We start from the raw sequence: 14,397 nt of genomic DNA on the forward strand, positions 1-14,397 counted from the left end.
GGGGTTTCCGCCCCGCCTTGATAAGCCTTACGGGCCAACGCGGCCCGGCATCCCCCGCGATTCGGCGGGGCGCGCGTCAAGGCGTCATGAAAATGTCGTCGACCGGCACGCGGTAGCCGCTGGCGAGGCGGTTCGTCTCGTTGGCCAGCCCGACGACCGCCATCAATTCACCGAACATCGCCTCGCTCATCCCCTTCCGGCGCGCCTGCGCCGTGTGCGAGGCGACGCAGTAGGCGCAATCGTTGGTCACGGACACCGCGAGGTAGACCATCTCCTTCACGAGCGGATCGAGCGCGCCCGGCCCCATCACGGACGTCATGTTCGACCACATCCGGCGCATCTGCCCGGGATGGCGCGCCATCGCCTTCCAGAAATTGTTGACCGCGCGCGGATCGATGCCGCGCGCCCGGGCGATCTCCTCGAACACCGCGCGCGCCTCCGGGGCCGCCGCGTCGTACTCGACCAGGACTCCATCCGTCATCACCGTGCCTCCATGATATCGCGGCGCCGGCGGGGGGATGCCGGCCGGCGCGTCGTGGAGAGCGAAGGTGCGTCGCTTCGGCGGCGCGGTCCACCCGCGTCCGCGCGCCGCTCAGGCGTAGCCGAGCATGCGCGAGATCAGGCGGCCGGGCGCCAACGCCCCCGCCCCGGCGCCGAGGATGGCTCCGGCGTACAGGCCCAGCACGTAGTAGCGGTGGCCGCGGATACGGCCGGCGCGCGCCGCGCGGATCGCCAGCACGACCATCGCCAGCACCAGCACCGACAATCCGTGGATGATGCCGAAGCGGCCGATCACCGGCACCAGCGTCGCCGCGATGAGGAACGAGCTCAGCGCCGCGACCACCATGAGCCCCATCCACACCCGGCCCAACGCGCGATGGACCGGCGTTCCCTTCGGCCGCGACAGGACCCACGCGCCCAGTCCGAAGGCGGCGACCGCCGCCACGAGATGGATCCGCGTCGCCGCGGAGGCGTCGAGAAAGGGCTGGATGTCCATCGCGGTTCTCCTGGCGTCCCCGGCGCCGCCCGGGGTTGCGGGTAGCGGCACCGGCAGCTAATGTTGTCACTGTCAACTTAGATGCCCGGAGTAATGTTGTCAATGCCAACATCCACCCGGCGCGGCGGAGCGCCCAGCCCGCCCGTCCCCGCCGCCGCCAAGCCGGCGGCCGCCTACCACCACGGCGATCTGCGGGCGGCGATTCTCGAGGCCGCCAAGGCGGCGCTCGACGCGCGCGGGCCGGCGGGTCTCAGCCTGCGCGAGATCGCCCGCCGGCTCGGCGTGTCGCACAACGCGCCGTCGCGCCACTTCGCCTCGCGCGAGGCGCTGCTCGCGGCGCTGGCGGCCGACGGTTTCCGCGAGCTGGCGCGGCGCACCCGCGCCGCCGCCGCGGCGGCCACGCCGGACGAGCGGCTGCGCGCCACCGGCGTGGCCTACATCGCGTTCGCGCTCGACCAGCCGGCGACCTTCCGCCTGATGTTCTCGGGCCTGCTCGGCAAGGACGCCACGCCCGACCTGCTCGCCGCCGCGATGGCCAGCCTCGGCGGGTTGCGGGCCGAGGCCGGCCGCGCCCACGGCGCGGAGCGCGCCGTCGAGGCCACGATCGGCGCCTGGGCCTGCGCCCACGGGCTGGCGACGCTGCTGCTGGACGGCCAGATCCCGGAGGCGATGGCGCGCGGCCGCACGCGGCTGGAGATCGCCGCCGACGTGCTCGGCGGCATGGCGCGGCGGGCCGGCGGCGCCGGTTGAAAGCGGCGGTTTCAGGGCGGCCGGCGCGGTGGTGGCGAAACAAAATGGGTGCGGCGGCGGGAGCGCCGTTGCTACGCTCGCGTTGACGGTCCGACCATGAACGCGCCCCCGCTCCACCGCCGCGCGGTGCTCGGAACCGCGCTCGCCGCCCTCGCCGGCGGCGGCGCGGCCAAGGCTGACGCGTCCCCGCCGTTCGTGCTGGTGCACGGCGCCTGGCATGGCGCGTGGTGCTGGCAGCGGCTGACGCCGCTGCTGGCGGCGCGCGGGCACTGGTCCTACGCGCCGACGCTCTCTGGCTGCGGCGAGCGCACCGCCGAGATCGGCCCGCACATCACGCTCGACACCCATATCGACGAGATCGTGCAGCTGCTCTACGCCCACGATCTGCGCGACGTCGTGCTGGTCGGACACAGCTACGCCGGCGCGGTGATCAGCGGCGTCGCCGACCGCGTGCCACAGCTGCTGCGCCGGCTGGTCTACCTCGACGCCGTGATCCCCGAGAACGGCGTCAGCCTGAGCGGCGCCAACCTCTACGAACTGGACGAACGCGCCGCCAGCACGGCGCAGCGCAAGGCCGGGATCCTGCCGGTGCCCGGGAGCACCTTCGGCATCGCCGACCGCGCGCTGCTGGCCTGGGTGCAGCGGAACCTGCGGCCGCATCCGCTGAACACGTTCGACCAGCCGCTGTTCCTCACCAACCCGGTCGGCAACGGCGTGCCCGGCGACTACATCGCCTGCACCCGGCCGGCGATGATGCCGCACGGCACCTACCGCGGCGTCGTGAGGGCGAATCCGGACTGGCGCTGGTTCGACCTGCCGACCAGCCACGACGCGATGGTGACGGCGCCGCAGGAGCTGGCGACCCTGCTGACGAAGGCCGCCGCGGCGCCGGCGGCCCGCCGCGAGGTGGCGCCGTTGGATCCGCCGGCGCCGGCCCGCGGCCCGTCCGAGATCGCGCCGCGCGGCGCCGCCGACAAAGGAAAAGGGCGGCCTTCCGGCCGCCCCTAGTGGTGTCGCGGATGCGCGGCGCGCCTTAGTACATGTGCTGGCCGCCGTTGATGCTGATCGTCGAGCCGGTGATGAAGCCGGCGTCGTCGGCGACCAGGAACACCACGCCGCGCGCGATCTCGTCGGCCTTGCCCAGCCGCCCGACCGGGATCTTGGCGACGATCTTCTCGAGCACCGCGGCCGGCACGGCCGAGACCATGTCGGTGTCGGTGTAGCCCGGCGCGATGGCGTTGACGGTGATGTTCTTGGAGGCGCCCTCCTGGGCCAGCGCCTTGGTGAAGCCGTGGATGCCCGACTTGGCGGCGGCGTAGTTCACCTGGCCGTACTGGCCGCCCTGGCCGTTGATCGAGCCGATGTTGACGATGCGCCCGAAGCCGCGCGCGTTCATGCCGTCCCACACCGCCTTGCAGACGTTGAAGCAGCTGCCGAGGTTGGTGTCGATCACCTGGTCCCACATGTCGCGCGACAGCCGCCGCATCGTGGAGTCTCGGGTGATGCCGGCGTTGTTGACAACGACCTCGATCGGACCGAGTTCCTTCTCGATCTGCGCCACCGCGGCGCTCACCGCGGCGAAATCGCCGACATCGAACTTGTAGACCGGGATCCCCGTCTCGGCCTTGAAGGTCTGCGCCGCCACGTCGTTGCCGGCGTAGTTCGCGGCCACGTTGTATCCCCGCAGCTTCAACATGCGCGAGATCGCCGCGCCGATGCCGCGGGTTCCGCCCGTCACGAGCGCCACACGTCCTGCCATTGTCCCCTCCCTGCGCGCGCCGGCGGCGTTCGACACCGCCGGACGCCGCCACCCTAGCCGATCCGGAGCCGCGCGTCGGCCCCTCGACGCGCCGCTTTTCGCACCGCCGGGGCCGAATGTCCGCGATCCATGTTGTCGCAAACGGCCGTTCACACGCCGCGGTCAATCGTCGTCCTCGGGGTCCGCGCAACGGTCGACGCAGGCAAAATCGGTCTCCCATCGTCCGCTCGCGGCGTCGAGGCGCGTGCATTCCACCCGGCAGCGCGCCAAGTCGGCGTGGCGGCGGCCGCGGCGCTCCTGCGTGCCGCGCCATAGCGGATCGGCGGCGGCGGCCGCCAGCCGGGCCTCGGCGCGGCCCTGCAGCGCCGCGCAGTGGGCGGTGTACGGCCCCCCGCGCCGCACGCAGTCACGCAGGTGCGACACGAGATTCTCCGCCGCGTAGTGGCAGGCGTCGGCGTCGCCATAGTCCCGCGTGGCGCGCGCCCTGGCGCATTCGCGATCGGCACCGGCTTCCATCAGGACGGCGCGGCAGTAGAGGCCGAGTTGGTCCTTACGCCGTTCAAGCGTCCGGATCTCGCGCTCCGACGGGCAGGCCTGGGCCGCGGCCGACAGCTCCGACACCATCACCGACAAAGCGACGATGGCGGAGAGGATCCAACGACTGAAGGCCATATCGCTCCCCGCGGCGCCTCCATCCGGTGTCGATGGTACCGGCCCCCGCGACCGCCGTCCACGCGCGGCCGGCGCCCTCACGTCGGATGGCGCGCACCGCCGACGATCGAGATGAAGGCGTCGAGCGCGCGCGATGGCGCGGCGTCGCGGCGACGGATGAACACGGTCGCCACGTCGGCGTCGGCAGCCGGCAGGGCGTGCAGCGTCAGGCCGCGCGCGCCGCCGGCGCCGGCGGTCCCCGCCGCCACCAGCGCGCGCGGCAGCAGCGTGACGCCGATGCCGGCCGCGACGCAGGCCAGCATCGCCTCGATGGTGCCGAACTCGAGCGTCCGCGTCGCGACGACGCCGCGGCGCGCCAGCACGTCCTCGAGCCGCTGCCGGTAGGAGCAGCCCGCGCGCAGCACCACGATGCGCGTCTCGCGTCCGGCGCGCAGCGCCTCGATCGACCGCAGGGCCGGGCCGCCGACGACGGCCAGCGTCTCGCGGAACACGACGCGCTCGACGAGGTCGGGATGGTCGACCGGCCCGCACACGAACGCGCCCTCGACGTCGCGGCGCAGCGTCGAGCCGACCAGCTCGGCGGTGGTGCCGGCGCGCAGCGCGAGGTCGACGTCCGGCCAGCGCGCCGTGAAGCGCGCCAGCGGCCGCGCCAGACGCAGCGCCGCCGTTGTCTCCAGCGTGCCCAGGGTCAGCGGCCCGGTCGGGGTGCCGTCGTCGCGCACGGCGCGGCGGGCGTCGACCAGCATGGTGCGCAGGCGCTCCGCGTAGGGCAGCAGGCGGCGGCCGGCGTCGGTCAGCGCCACGCCGCGGCGCGAGCGCGTGAACAGCGGCGTGCCCAGTTCGCCCTCCAGCGACCGCACACGGGCGGTCACGTTCGACTGAACCGTGTTCAGCTCGACGGCGGCGCGGCTCATGGCCCCGGCGCGGGCGACGGTCTCGAATATGCGCAGGTCGGCGGCGTCCATGGCGCGCTCCAAATATCACTGAAACAGATGCTTCAGATCACATAATATCGGTTATCAAGGGGGCCAGCACCGGCGTAGGCTCGCCGCCTTCGACCCTCACGGGAGGCACGGCCATGTGGCCCGACCGCCGCTTTCTCGACCTCGTCGGCATCGAGCACCCGATCGTCCAGGCGCCGATGGCCGGCTTCGGGCCGCCGGCGCTGGCCGCGGCCGTGTCGGAAGTGGGCGGGCTGGGCTCGCTGGCCTGCGCCACGCTGACGCTCGACCAGACGCGGGCCGGCGTCGGCGTGATCCGCCAGCGCACCGACCGGCCGATCAACGTCAATTTCTTCGTCCATACGCCGCCGGTGCCCGATCCCGCGCGCGAGGCGGCGTGGCGCGAATCGCTCGGCGCGTACTACGCCGAGTTCGGCATCGACCCCGCGACCATCCCAGAGGGACCCGGCCGCGCGCCGTTCGATGCCGCCGCGTGCGACCTTATGGTCGAGCTGCGGCCGCGCGTCGTGAGCTTCCATTTCGGGCTGCCGGAGCAGCGTCTGTTCGAGCGCGTCAAGGCGGCGGGCTGCGTGACCATGAGCTCGGCGACGACGGTCGAGGAGGCGCGCTGGCTCGAGGCCCGCGGCGTCGACGCCATCATCGCGCAGGGCGCCGAGGCCGGCGGCCACCGCGGCATGTTCCTCACCACCGACACGGCCGCCCAGCCCGGCACGATGGCGCTGGTGCCGCAGATCGTCGACGCGGTGAACGTCCCCGTGGTCGCGGCCGGCGGCATCGCCGATGCGCGCGGCGTGGTCGCGGCGCTGGCGCTGGGCGCCAGCGCGGCCCAGATCGGCACCGCCTATCTATTCTGCGACGAGGCCGGCACGTCGGCGGTGCATCGCGCCGCGCTCAAGTCCGGCGCCGCCGACGCGACGTCGCTGACCAACATCTTCACCGGCCGGCCGGCGCGCGGTCTGCTGAACCGCGTGATGCGCGAGCAGGGCCCGATCAGCCCGCACGCGCCGGCGTTCCCGCTCGCGACGTCGGCGATCCAGCCGCTGCGCGCCGCCGCCGAGGCCAAGGGATCCGGTGATTTCTCGCCGCTGTGGTCGGGGCAAGCCGCCGCGCTGGGTCGCGACGGGCCGGCCGCCGATCTCACGCGCGCGCTGGCCGACGGCGCCCGCGCCGGCATGCGCGCGTTGGCGGGACGCTGACACGGAAACGCCCGCCCCTCGCGGGGCGGGCGTCGTCGGTTCCGGGGATGGAGCGGCGGCGCGTCAGGCGCGCTCGACGCACATCGCGATGCCCATGCCGCCGCCGATGCAGAGCGTGGCGAGGCCCTTCTTGGCGTCGCGCTTCTTCATCTCGTGCAGCAGGGTGGTCAGCACCCGCGCGCCCGAGGCGCCGATCGGGTGGCCGAGCGCGATGGCGCCGCCGTTGACGTTGAGTTTGGCCGGATCAAGGCCCAGCTCCTTGCCGACCGCCAGCGCCTGCGCCGCGAACGCCTCGTTGGCCTCGACGAGGTCGAGATCCTTGACCGTCCAGCCGGCCTTCTTCAGCGCCGCCTGCGAGGCGGTCACCGGGCCGATGCCCATGATCGACGGGTCGACACCGGTGGTCGCCCACGACACGATCTTCGCCAGCGGCGTGACGCCGCGCTTCTTGGCCTCCTCGGCGCTCATCAGCACGATGGCGGCGGCGCCGTCGTTTATGCCCGAGGCGTTGCCGGCCGTCACGCTGCCGTCCTTCGAGAAGGCGGGACGCAGCTTCGAAAGGGACTCGGCCGTCGTGCCGTGGCGCGGGAACTCGTCGGTGTCGACCACGACATCGCCCTTGCGGGTCTTGACCGTGACCGGGACGATCTCGTCCTTGAAGCGTCCGCTCTTCTGCGCGGCCTCGGCCTTGTTCTGCGAACCGGCGGCGAAGGCGTCCTGCTCGGCGCGGGTGATCTGGTACTTCTGCGCCACGTTCTCGGCGGTGCTGCCCATGTGGTAGCCGTTGAAGGCGTCCCACAGGCCGTCCTTGATCATCGAATCGACGAACTTGAAGTCGCCCATCTTGGTGCCGTCGCGCATGTGCGCGACGTGCGGCGCCTGGCTCATGCTCTCCTGGCCGCCGACCACCATGATGCTGGCGTCGCCGTTCTTGATCGCCTGCCAGCCGAACGCCACCGCGCGCAGACCCGAGCCGCAGAGCTGGTTGATGCCGAGCGCGGTCTTGTCGACGGGGATGCCGGCGTTGACCGCCGCCTGGCGGGCGGGGTTCTGTCCCTGACCGGCCGACAGGATCTGGCCCATGATGACCTCGTCGACCTCCTCCGGCTTGACGCCGGCGCGGTCGAGCGCGCCCACGATGGCGACGCGGCCCAGTTCGTGCGCAGGGACCGCGCCGAAGGCGCCGTTGAACGAGCCGATCGGCGTGCGCGCCGCCGCGGCGATGACGATGTCGGTCATGATTCCCTCCTCCGGTGTCCACTTCCCGCGATGGCGCGGGGCGGCGCGGTCCCGCCGCGCGATGCGCGGCCGGCCGCTTCTGGAACGCGATGTAAACTAGGCCCGGCCGACACGACGCCACAACCTGCCGGGGTCGTCGAACTCGCATAGCTCATGCTGCGGCGCAACATGGCATGCGCGCGCAGGGATGAGCGACCGCCGCCCGCCCGGAGTCCGCCCGGCGGGACCGCGGCGTCGGCTATTTCGCCGACAGCACCATCACCATCTGCCGGCCTTCCATCTTCGGGAACTGCTCGATCTTGGACAGGTCGGCGGTGTCGTCGCGCACCCGCTCCAGCACCTTCATGCCGAGCTCCTGATGCGCCATCTCGCGGCCGCGGAAGCGCAGGGTCACCTTGACCTTGTCGCCCTCCTCGAGGAAGCGGCGCATCGAGCGCATCTTGACGTCGTAGTCGTGGTCGTCGGTGCCCGGCCGGAACTTGACCTCCTTGACCTCGATGACCTTCTGCTTCTTGCGCGCCTCGTTGGCCTTCTTCTGGGCCTCGTACTTGTACTTGCCGTAGTCGCCGATCTTGCACACGGGCGGTTCGGCGTTGGGCGAGATCTCGATCAGATCGAGGCCGGCCTCGATGGCCATCTCGATCGCCTCGCGGGTATCGAGCACCCCGACCATGTCGCCCGCCTCGTTGATGAGGCGCACGTTGAACGCCCGGATCTCCCGGTTCACGCGCGGACCCTCGCGGGCGGGCGCGGATTGCTGCATCGGCCTGGCTATGTCGCTCTCCTTCGAAACGGCCCCGACTCCCGTCGGCGGCTGAAATGCGGCCGGATCCGCGGACCCGGCCGGCTCGTCGACGCGGCTTCCTAAAGTGGAGGCCGCGCCTCTTCCTTCAATTTATGAACCGCGTCGGACAACGCAAGGGTTTCCTGCTTGTCCGACCCGAGACGGCGCACCACGACGGCGCGATTCTCGATGTCGCGCTTGCCGACCGCGATCAGCAAAGGGGTCTTGGCCAGCGAATGCTCGCGGACCTTGTAGTTGATCTTTTCGTTGCGCAGATCGGTCTCGACCCGCAGCCCAGCCGCGCGCAGCGCCGCCGCGACCTCCTCGGCATAGGAATCGGCGTCGCTGACGATGGTGCACACCACCGCTTGTGTCGGTGCCAGCCAGAGCGGGAAACGCCCGGCGTAATTCTCGATCAGGATGCCGATCATCCGCTCCATCGAGCCGAAGATCGCGCGATGCAGCATCACGGGGACGTGCCGTGCGCCGTCCTCGCCGATATAGGCGGCGCCCAGCCGCTCCGGCACGACGAAATCGACCTGCAGCGTGCCGCACTGCCAGTCGCCTCCGATGGCGTCACGCAGCACGAACTCCAGTTTGGGCCCGTAGAACGCGCCCTCGCCGGGGTTGAGGATCAGGTCGATGCCGGCCGCCTTGGAGGCCTCGCGCAGCGCCGACTCCGCCTGGTCCCAAACCGCGTCGCTGCCGGCGCGCACCGGCGGCCGGTCCGAGAACTTAACGAAGAAGTCGGGGAAGCCGAGGTCGCGGTAGATGCCGCGCAGCAGGTCGCAGAAGCGGATCGTCTCCGCCTCGATCTGCTGCTCGGTGCAGAAGATGTGGGCGTCGTCCTGGGTGAAGTTGCGCACGCGAAGGATGCCGTGCAGCGCGCCGGCCGGCTCGAACCGGTGGCACGAGCCGAACTCGGCGAGCCGCAGCGGCAGGTCGCGGTAGCTCTTGAGGCCCTGGTTGAAGATCTGCACGTGGCACGGGCAGTTCATCGGCTTCAGCGCGAACACGCGTGCCGACGGATCGGCGATGTAGTCGCGCAAACCGTCCTCGTTCTCCGAGATGTACATGTTCTCGCGGAACTTCTCCCAATGGCCGGAAGCCTCCCACAGCCGCCGGTCCACCAGCTGCGGAGTCTTGACCTCCACGTAGCCGCCGTCGTCGAGACGTCGGCGCAGGAAGGTCTCCAGCGTGCGCCAGAGTTGCCAGCCCTTGGGGTGCCAGAACACCATGCCGGCGGCCTCCTCCTGCTGATGGAAGAGTCCCATCTCGCGGCCGATCCTGCGGTGGTCGCGCTTCTCAGCCTCCTCGAGCTGGGTCAGATACGCCTTGAGCTCCTTGTCCGAGAAGAACGCCGTGCCGTAGATCCGCTGCAGCTGCGCGTTCTTCGCGTCGCCGCGCCAGTAGGCGCCGGACACGCGCATCAGCTTGAACGCCTTGCCGAGCTTCCCGGTCGAGGGCAGGTGCGGACCGCGGCACATGTCGAGCCAGTCGCCCTGGCGGTAGACCGTGATCTCCTCGTGCTCCGGCAGCGCGTCGGACCATTCGGCCTTGAAGCTCTCGCCATGGTCGACGAAGTGCCGCTTCAGGCGCGCGCGGTCCCACACCTCGCGCACGATCGGCAGGTCGCGGTCCACGATCTCGGCCATGCGGGCCTCGATGCGCGCGAAATCCTCGGGCCTGAACGGCTCGGCGCGGGCGAAGTCGTAGTAAAAGCCGGCCTCGGTGGCGGGGCCGAAGGTGATCTGCGTGCCGGGGAAAAGCTCCTGCACGGCCTGGGCGAGGATGTGCGCGGCGTCGTGGCGCAGCAGCTCCAGCGCCTCCGGGTCGCGGGCGGTCACAAGCGCGACCTTGGCGTCGCGCTCGATCGGCCGCGCGAGGTCGCGCAGTTCGCCGTCGACTTTCACCGCCAGGGCGGCCTTGGCCAGACCGGGGCCGATCGAGGCGGCCAGGTCGGCGCCCGAGACGGCGCGGTCGAAGGACCTGACGCTGCCGTCGGGCAGAACGAGATTGATCATCGGATTTCGCTCGGAATCTTGAAATGGTCGCGCGGCGCCGCCGCGGGGCTCGGGCGCGTGCCGCCAGCGCTCGGCGGACGCAGGCCGGGAGGCCGTTCCGGACAGGAACTGACGCCCGGCCGCCTCAAGTTCGGTCGGTGGACGTTCGCCGACCCGCCGAAGCGGTCGAAACGGAGGTCCGGTGCGCGATCATGGCGCATGAGGTACGTGCGGGTCGCCGCGCTGTCAAGCCGCCGCGTGCGCCGGCGCGCGATCGAGCACGTCGGCATAGAGCTCCAGGGTGCGGCGGCACATGGCCTCGGTGGTGAAATTCTCGCGCACGTGGCGCTGGGCGCGGTGCGACAGGACGGCCCGCCGTTCCGGTGACAGGCCGAGCGCGGTGTCGAGCGCGCGGGCCAGCGCCGCAGGGTCGTCGGACGCCGCCGCCCAGCCGGTCTCGTCGGGCACCATCCCCTCGACGGCGCCGCCATCGGCGTCGCACACCACGGGACGGCTCATCGCCTGGGCCTCGACGATGATCCGGCTGAACCCCTGCCCGCCACCGCCGGCGACCACGACGTCGGCCAGCATGTAGGCGGCCGGCATGTCCGCGCAGTACGGCGCCAGCCCGACGATGCCACCCAGTCCGGCCGTCTCGATGTCGCGCTTCAGCGTCGATTCGAACGACGACGGCGGATCGCCGGCGCCGACCAGCAGGCAATAGATGTCGGACCGCCCGAGCGCGCGCACGGCCTCGATCAGCCGCCGCTGGCCGCGATTCTCGGTCAACCGGCCGGGGAACAGCACGACGCGGCGGTCGTCGGGCAGGCGCCACTGCGAGGCCAGCTTGATGACGCGCTCGGCGCGCACCGTGGCCGGGTTGAAGCGGTCGAGATTGATGCCGGCGCGGATCGTCACCAGGCGTCCGTCGGGCGGCGCGTGCCGGGCGGCGATGTCGCGGGCGACGAAATCCGACACGGCGATGACGCGGTCCGCCTGCGCCTGCGCCGCCTCCATGCGCCGTCCGGCCCAGCTTTCGGCCCGGGTCGGCCGGTGCGCGGTGGCCACGAACTTCACGGCCGCGGCGCGCGTCAGATGGCGCGCCGTCCACGCCGCGGCGCGCGAGCGGGCGTGCACGATGTCGATGCCGTGCTCCGTCATCGCCTCGCGCAATCTGCGCGCGTTCGACCACGCCGCCACCAGACCGTCGCGGTCCGCCGGCACGCTCAGCAGCGGCACCTTGAGGCGGCGCAACTCGCCCAGCATCGCGCCGGCGGCGGGCGCGGCGATCACCGCGCGGCCGCCGGCAGCCACGACCGCGGCCGCGGTGTCGACCGCGGCGCGCGCGACGCCGCCGCCATCCAGCGCGGGGACGATCTGCAGGACGTTGGGCGCGCGGCTCGCGTCCGTCGCGGGCGGGATGCTACTTTCGCTCATCTCGACGCTGCGTGGACGCTCTCGACGCTGGAGGAACTTCCCGACATGGCGGCAGGAACGGAGGATATCCGGACCTTAACACGGCCCGATGGCGCGACAATCGCGTGCCGCGCGCGGCAGGGTCGCGGGCCCACCGTCGTGTTCTTCGGCGGCTTCCGCTCGGACATGACCGGCACCAAGGCGACGGCGCTCGACGCGTGGGCGGCGGCCGCCGGCCGCGCCTACGTGCGCTTCGACTATTTCGCGCACGGCGCGTCGTCCGGCGATTTCCGCGACGGCACCATCGGCCGCTGGCTCGACGATTCGCTGACGGTCGTCGACACGCTGACCGCGGGCCCGCTCGTGCTGGTCGGCTCGAGCATGGGCGGCTGGCTGTCCTTGCTGACGGCCAAGGCGCGGCCCGACCGGGTCGCCGGCTGGATCGGCATCGCCGCCGCGCCCGACTTCACCGAGGATCTGATGCTGCAACGTCTGACGCCGGAGCAGCGCGCGACCCTGGAGCGCGACGGGATCCTGCGGCGTCCCAGCCGCTACGTCGACGAACCCGACCTGCTGACTTGGCGCCTGATCGAGGAGGGCCGGAACCATCTGGTTCTGCGCGCGCCGTTGCGCCTCGCGGGTCCGGCGCATCTATTCCACGGCATGCGCGATCCCGACGTGCCGTGGGAGCATTCGCGGCGGCTTTTCGAGCACATCGAGGCGCCGGACACCGCATTCACGCTCACGAGGGATGGCGACCACCGCCTGTCGACGCCGGCCGATATCGCCCGCCTGACCGATGCGGTGGCGCGCATGTGCGGCGCGTGAGGCGGCCTCAGTGTTCCGCCGTCTCGGCGGCGTGGATGGCGAGCAGCCCTTCGCGGTAGGTCGGATAGGCCAGCGCGACGCCCAGTTCGCGGCGCAGGCGGTCGTTCCGCACGCGGCGGCTCTCGGCATAGAAGGACCGCGCCATCGGCGAGAGCGAGGCCTCGATCTCGGTGTAGGGAACCAGGGGCGGCGGCTCGATGCCGAGCAGCGCGCACGCGAAGGCCACGACGTCCGCCTGCGGCGCGGGCTCGTCGTCGGCCACGTTGTAGATCCGGCCGTCCCCGCCGCGGTCGATCGCCGCCAGCACCGCCGTGCCGATATCGTCGACGTGGATACGCGAGAACATCTGGCCGGGCTTGTCGACGCGGCGCGCCGTGCCGGCACGGACCTGGTCGAGCGCGCTGCGGCCGGGGCCGTAGATGCCGGGCAGGCGGAAGATGTCCGGTGCGCGGCCGACGCGCCCGCCGAGCGCGGTCCATTGCGCCTCCGCCACGACGCGCCGCCGGGCGCGCTCGCTGGACGGCGCGACCGGCGCGTCCTCGTCGACCCAGCCGCCGCCACGGTCGCCATAGACGCCGGTGGTGCCGAGGTAGCCGAGCCAGCGCGGCGCCGCGCGCGCGACATCGTCGGCGAGGAGCGTCAGACCGGGATCGCCGGAATCGTCAGGCGGGATCGATCCCAGGACGTGCGTGGCGCCCGACAGCGCCGCGCGCGCGGCGTCGGCGCCGCCCTCGACCAGCGGCACGGCCTCGATGCCCTCCGCGCGCAGGGCCCGCGCCTTGTCCCCGCCGCGCACCGTGCCGGCGACCGCGAAGCCGCGCGCCCGCGCGCGCCGCGCCAGCCGGAGCGCGGAGTCGCCGAGGCCGAGGATGAACAGGCGGTCGCTGGTCACGGGCTCCCCTGGTCGGGTGGCGGGATGCGAGGCGCTTGCGTCGGGATGCGCGCCGGCCCAAGTGTATACGCCATGCGCCGCCTCGCCGCCGTCACCGCGTTCGTCTGCCTCGCGACCTCCGCCGCGGGCGCGGGCGCGCAATCGCCCTTCGCCGATCCCAACCGCCAGTACCAGTCGTGCATGGCCGTGGCGCGCAGCGAACCGCGCCGGGCGCTGGAGGTGGCGCAGTCGTGGCACGCGGCCGGCGGCGGCATCGGCGCGCGCCATTGCGCGGCGATCGCGATGTACGAGCTGGGCCAGTACATCGAGGCGGCGCAGCGTCTCGAGGGGCTGGGCCGCGAGATGACCGGCCAGAGCCTCGCGCTGCGCGCCGAGGTCTTCGCGCAGTCCGGCCAGGCCTACCAGGCGGCGCGCATCGCCGACCGCGCGCTGCAGATGCAGAACGCCGCCATCCTGCTCGACCCGAAGAACGCCGAGATCTGGGTCGACCGCAGCATCACCTACGCAGCCGTCGGCGCCTACCGCGACGCGGTCGCCGACCTGACACGGGCGCTGTCGCTGGCGCCCGCCCGCCCCGACATCCTCGTGGTGCGCGCCGCCGCCCACCGCAACCTCAATGACGCCGCCGCGGCGCGCAACGACGCCGAGGCCGCGCTCAAGCTCGAGCCCAACTACCCGGAAGGCCTGCTCGAACGCGGGCTGGCCCGCCGGATGCTGCGCGACAAGGCCGGCAGCGACGCCGATCTTCGCAAGGTGCTCTCGGTCGTGCCGGCCAACAGCGAGCTGGCGGAACGGGCCAACGCGGGACTGGCGGCGCCGCTGGGTCCACCGCCGGCCGCCGTGCCCGGAACGCCGCCGGCGCCGCGTAAACCCGGTGAGAAGCCGCGCTGAGCCGCGGC

Annotated in this window: 15 protein-coding genes; 5 read left to right on the forward strand and 10 right to left on the reverse strand. The window is 72.3% G+C overall.

What is annotated here, in order from left to right; translation table 11 throughout:
- Positions 1-76: 76 nt before the first annotated feature.
- Positions 77-481 carry a carboxymuconolactone decarboxylase family protein gene (locus tag IPK81_10555; GenBank protein QQS14553.1) on the reverse strand — a complete coding sequence of 135 codons (405 nt, stop codon included), beginning with the start codon at positions 479-481 and terminating at the stop codon, positions 77-79.
- Positions 482-592: 111 nt separating this feature from the next.
- Positions 593-997 (reverse strand): DUF2306 domain-containing protein, encoded by a 405-nt coding sequence (locus tag IPK81_10560; protein ID QQS14554.1) that lies wholly within the window; start codon positions 995-997, stop codon positions 593-595.
- 102 nt (positions 998-1,099) lie between these two features.
- Here IPK81_10560 and IPK81_10565 point away from each other — a divergent pair, with 102 nt between their 5' ends.
- Both IPK81_10565 and IPK81_10570 read left to right on the forward strand, forming a co-directional pair.
- Positions 1,100-1,747, forward strand: a complete 648-nt coding sequence (locus IPK81_10565) for a WHG domain-containing protein (GenBank protein QQS14555.1) — start codon at positions 1,100-1,102, stop codon at positions 1,745-1,747.
- A 96-nt stretch (positions 1,748-1,843) separates the two neighbouring features.
- Complete coding sequence (locus IPK81_10570) at positions 1,844-2,755, forward strand: alpha/beta fold hydrolase (protein QQS14556.1); 912 nt, start codon at positions 1,844-1,846, stop codon at positions 2,753-2,755.
- A 25-nt stretch (positions 2,756-2,780) separates the two neighbouring features.
- On the opposite strand, the gene phbB is transcribed toward IPK81_10570, so the two are convergent.
- The 3 genes from phbB to IPK81_10585 all read right to left on the reverse strand — a co-directional run bounded on the left by phbB (position 2,781) and on the right by IPK81_10585 (position 5,143).
- Positions 2,781-3,506, reverse strand: a complete 726-nt coding sequence (gene phbB, locus IPK81_10575; protein QQS14557.1) for an acetoacetyl-CoA reductase — start codon at positions 3,504-3,506, stop codon at positions 2,781-2,783.
- 162 nt (positions 3,507-3,668) lie between these two features.
- On the reverse strand, positions 3,669-4,178 hold the full coding sequence (locus IPK81_10580; GenBank protein ID QQS14558.1) for a hypothetical protein: 510 nt from the start codon (positions 4,176-4,178) through the stop codon (positions 3,669-3,671).
- 77 nt (positions 4,179-4,255) lie between these two features.
- Entirely contained in the window at positions 4,256-5,143 is an 888-nt protein-coding gene (locus IPK81_10585; protein ID QQS14559.1) for a LysR family transcriptional regulator, read from the reverse strand.
- A gap of 113 nt (positions 5,144-5,256) precedes the next feature.
- Here IPK81_10585 and IPK81_10590 point away from each other — a divergent pair, with 113 nt between their 5' ends.
- A complete protein-coding gene (locus IPK81_10590; GenBank protein QQS14560.1) occupies positions 5,257-6,336 on the forward strand; it encodes a nitronate monooxygenase in 1,080 nt (359 codons plus the stop codon).
- A gap of 63 nt (positions 6,337-6,399) precedes the next feature.
- On the opposite strand, the gene IPK81_10595 is transcribed toward IPK81_10590, so the two are convergent.
- The 4 genes from IPK81_10595 to IPK81_10610 form a co-directional block, all read right to left on the reverse strand.
- Positions 6,400-7,575: an acetyl-CoA C-acetyltransferase gene (locus IPK81_10595; GenBank protein ID QQS14561.1), complete on the reverse strand. Its 1,176-nt coding sequence runs from the start codon at positions 7,573-7,575 to the stop codon at positions 6,400-6,402.
- Between the two features lie 238 nt (positions 7,576-7,813).
- Positions 7,814-8,338 carry a translation initiation factor IF-3 gene (locus IPK81_10600; GenBank protein QQS14562.1) on the reverse strand — a complete coding sequence of 175 codons (525 nt, stop codon included), beginning with the start codon at positions 8,336-8,338 and terminating at the stop codon, positions 7,814-7,816.
- A gap of 101 nt (positions 8,339-8,439) precedes the next feature.
- Positions 8,440-10,383 (reverse strand): threonine--tRNA ligase, encoded by a 1,944-nt coding sequence (gene thrS, locus IPK81_10605; protein ID QQS14563.1) that lies wholly within the window; start codon positions 10,381-10,383, stop codon positions 8,440-8,442.
- A gap of 225 nt (positions 10,384-10,608) precedes the next feature.
- Positions 10,609-11,799 (reverse strand): glycosyltransferase, encoded by a 1,191-nt coding sequence (locus IPK81_10610; GenBank protein ID QQS14564.1) that lies wholly within the window; start codon positions 11,797-11,799, stop codon positions 10,609-10,611.
- Positions 11,800-11,844: 45 nt separating this feature from the next.
- On the opposite strand from IPK81_10610, the gene IPK81_10615 reads away from it, so the two are divergent.
- Positions 11,845-12,606: an alpha/beta hydrolase gene (locus IPK81_10615; GenBank protein QQS14565.1), complete on the forward strand. Its 762-nt coding sequence runs from the start codon at positions 11,845-11,847 to the stop codon at positions 12,604-12,606.
- A gap of 7 nt (positions 12,607-12,613) precedes the next feature.
- Here the strand turns inward: IPK81_10615 and IPK81_10620 are convergent, their stop codons facing one another.
- Positions 12,614-13,498: an SDR family oxidoreductase gene (locus IPK81_10620; GenBank protein ID QQS14566.1), complete on the reverse strand. Its 885-nt coding sequence runs from the start codon at positions 13,496-13,498 to the stop codon at positions 12,614-12,616.
- Positions 13,499-13,570: 72 nt separating this feature from the next.
- Between IPK81_10620 and IPK81_10625 the strand changes: the two genes are divergently transcribed.
- Positions 13,571-14,389 (forward strand): tetratricopeptide repeat protein, encoded by an 819-nt coding sequence (locus IPK81_10625; GenBank protein QQS14567.1) that lies wholly within the window; start codon positions 13,571-13,573, stop codon positions 14,387-14,389.
- Positions 14,390-14,397: the final 8 nt, after the last annotated feature.

This window comes from Rhodospirillales bacterium (assembly GCA_016699855.1).
Classification (GTDB): Bacteria; Pseudomonadota; Alphaproteobacteria; order Reyranellales; family Reyranellaceae.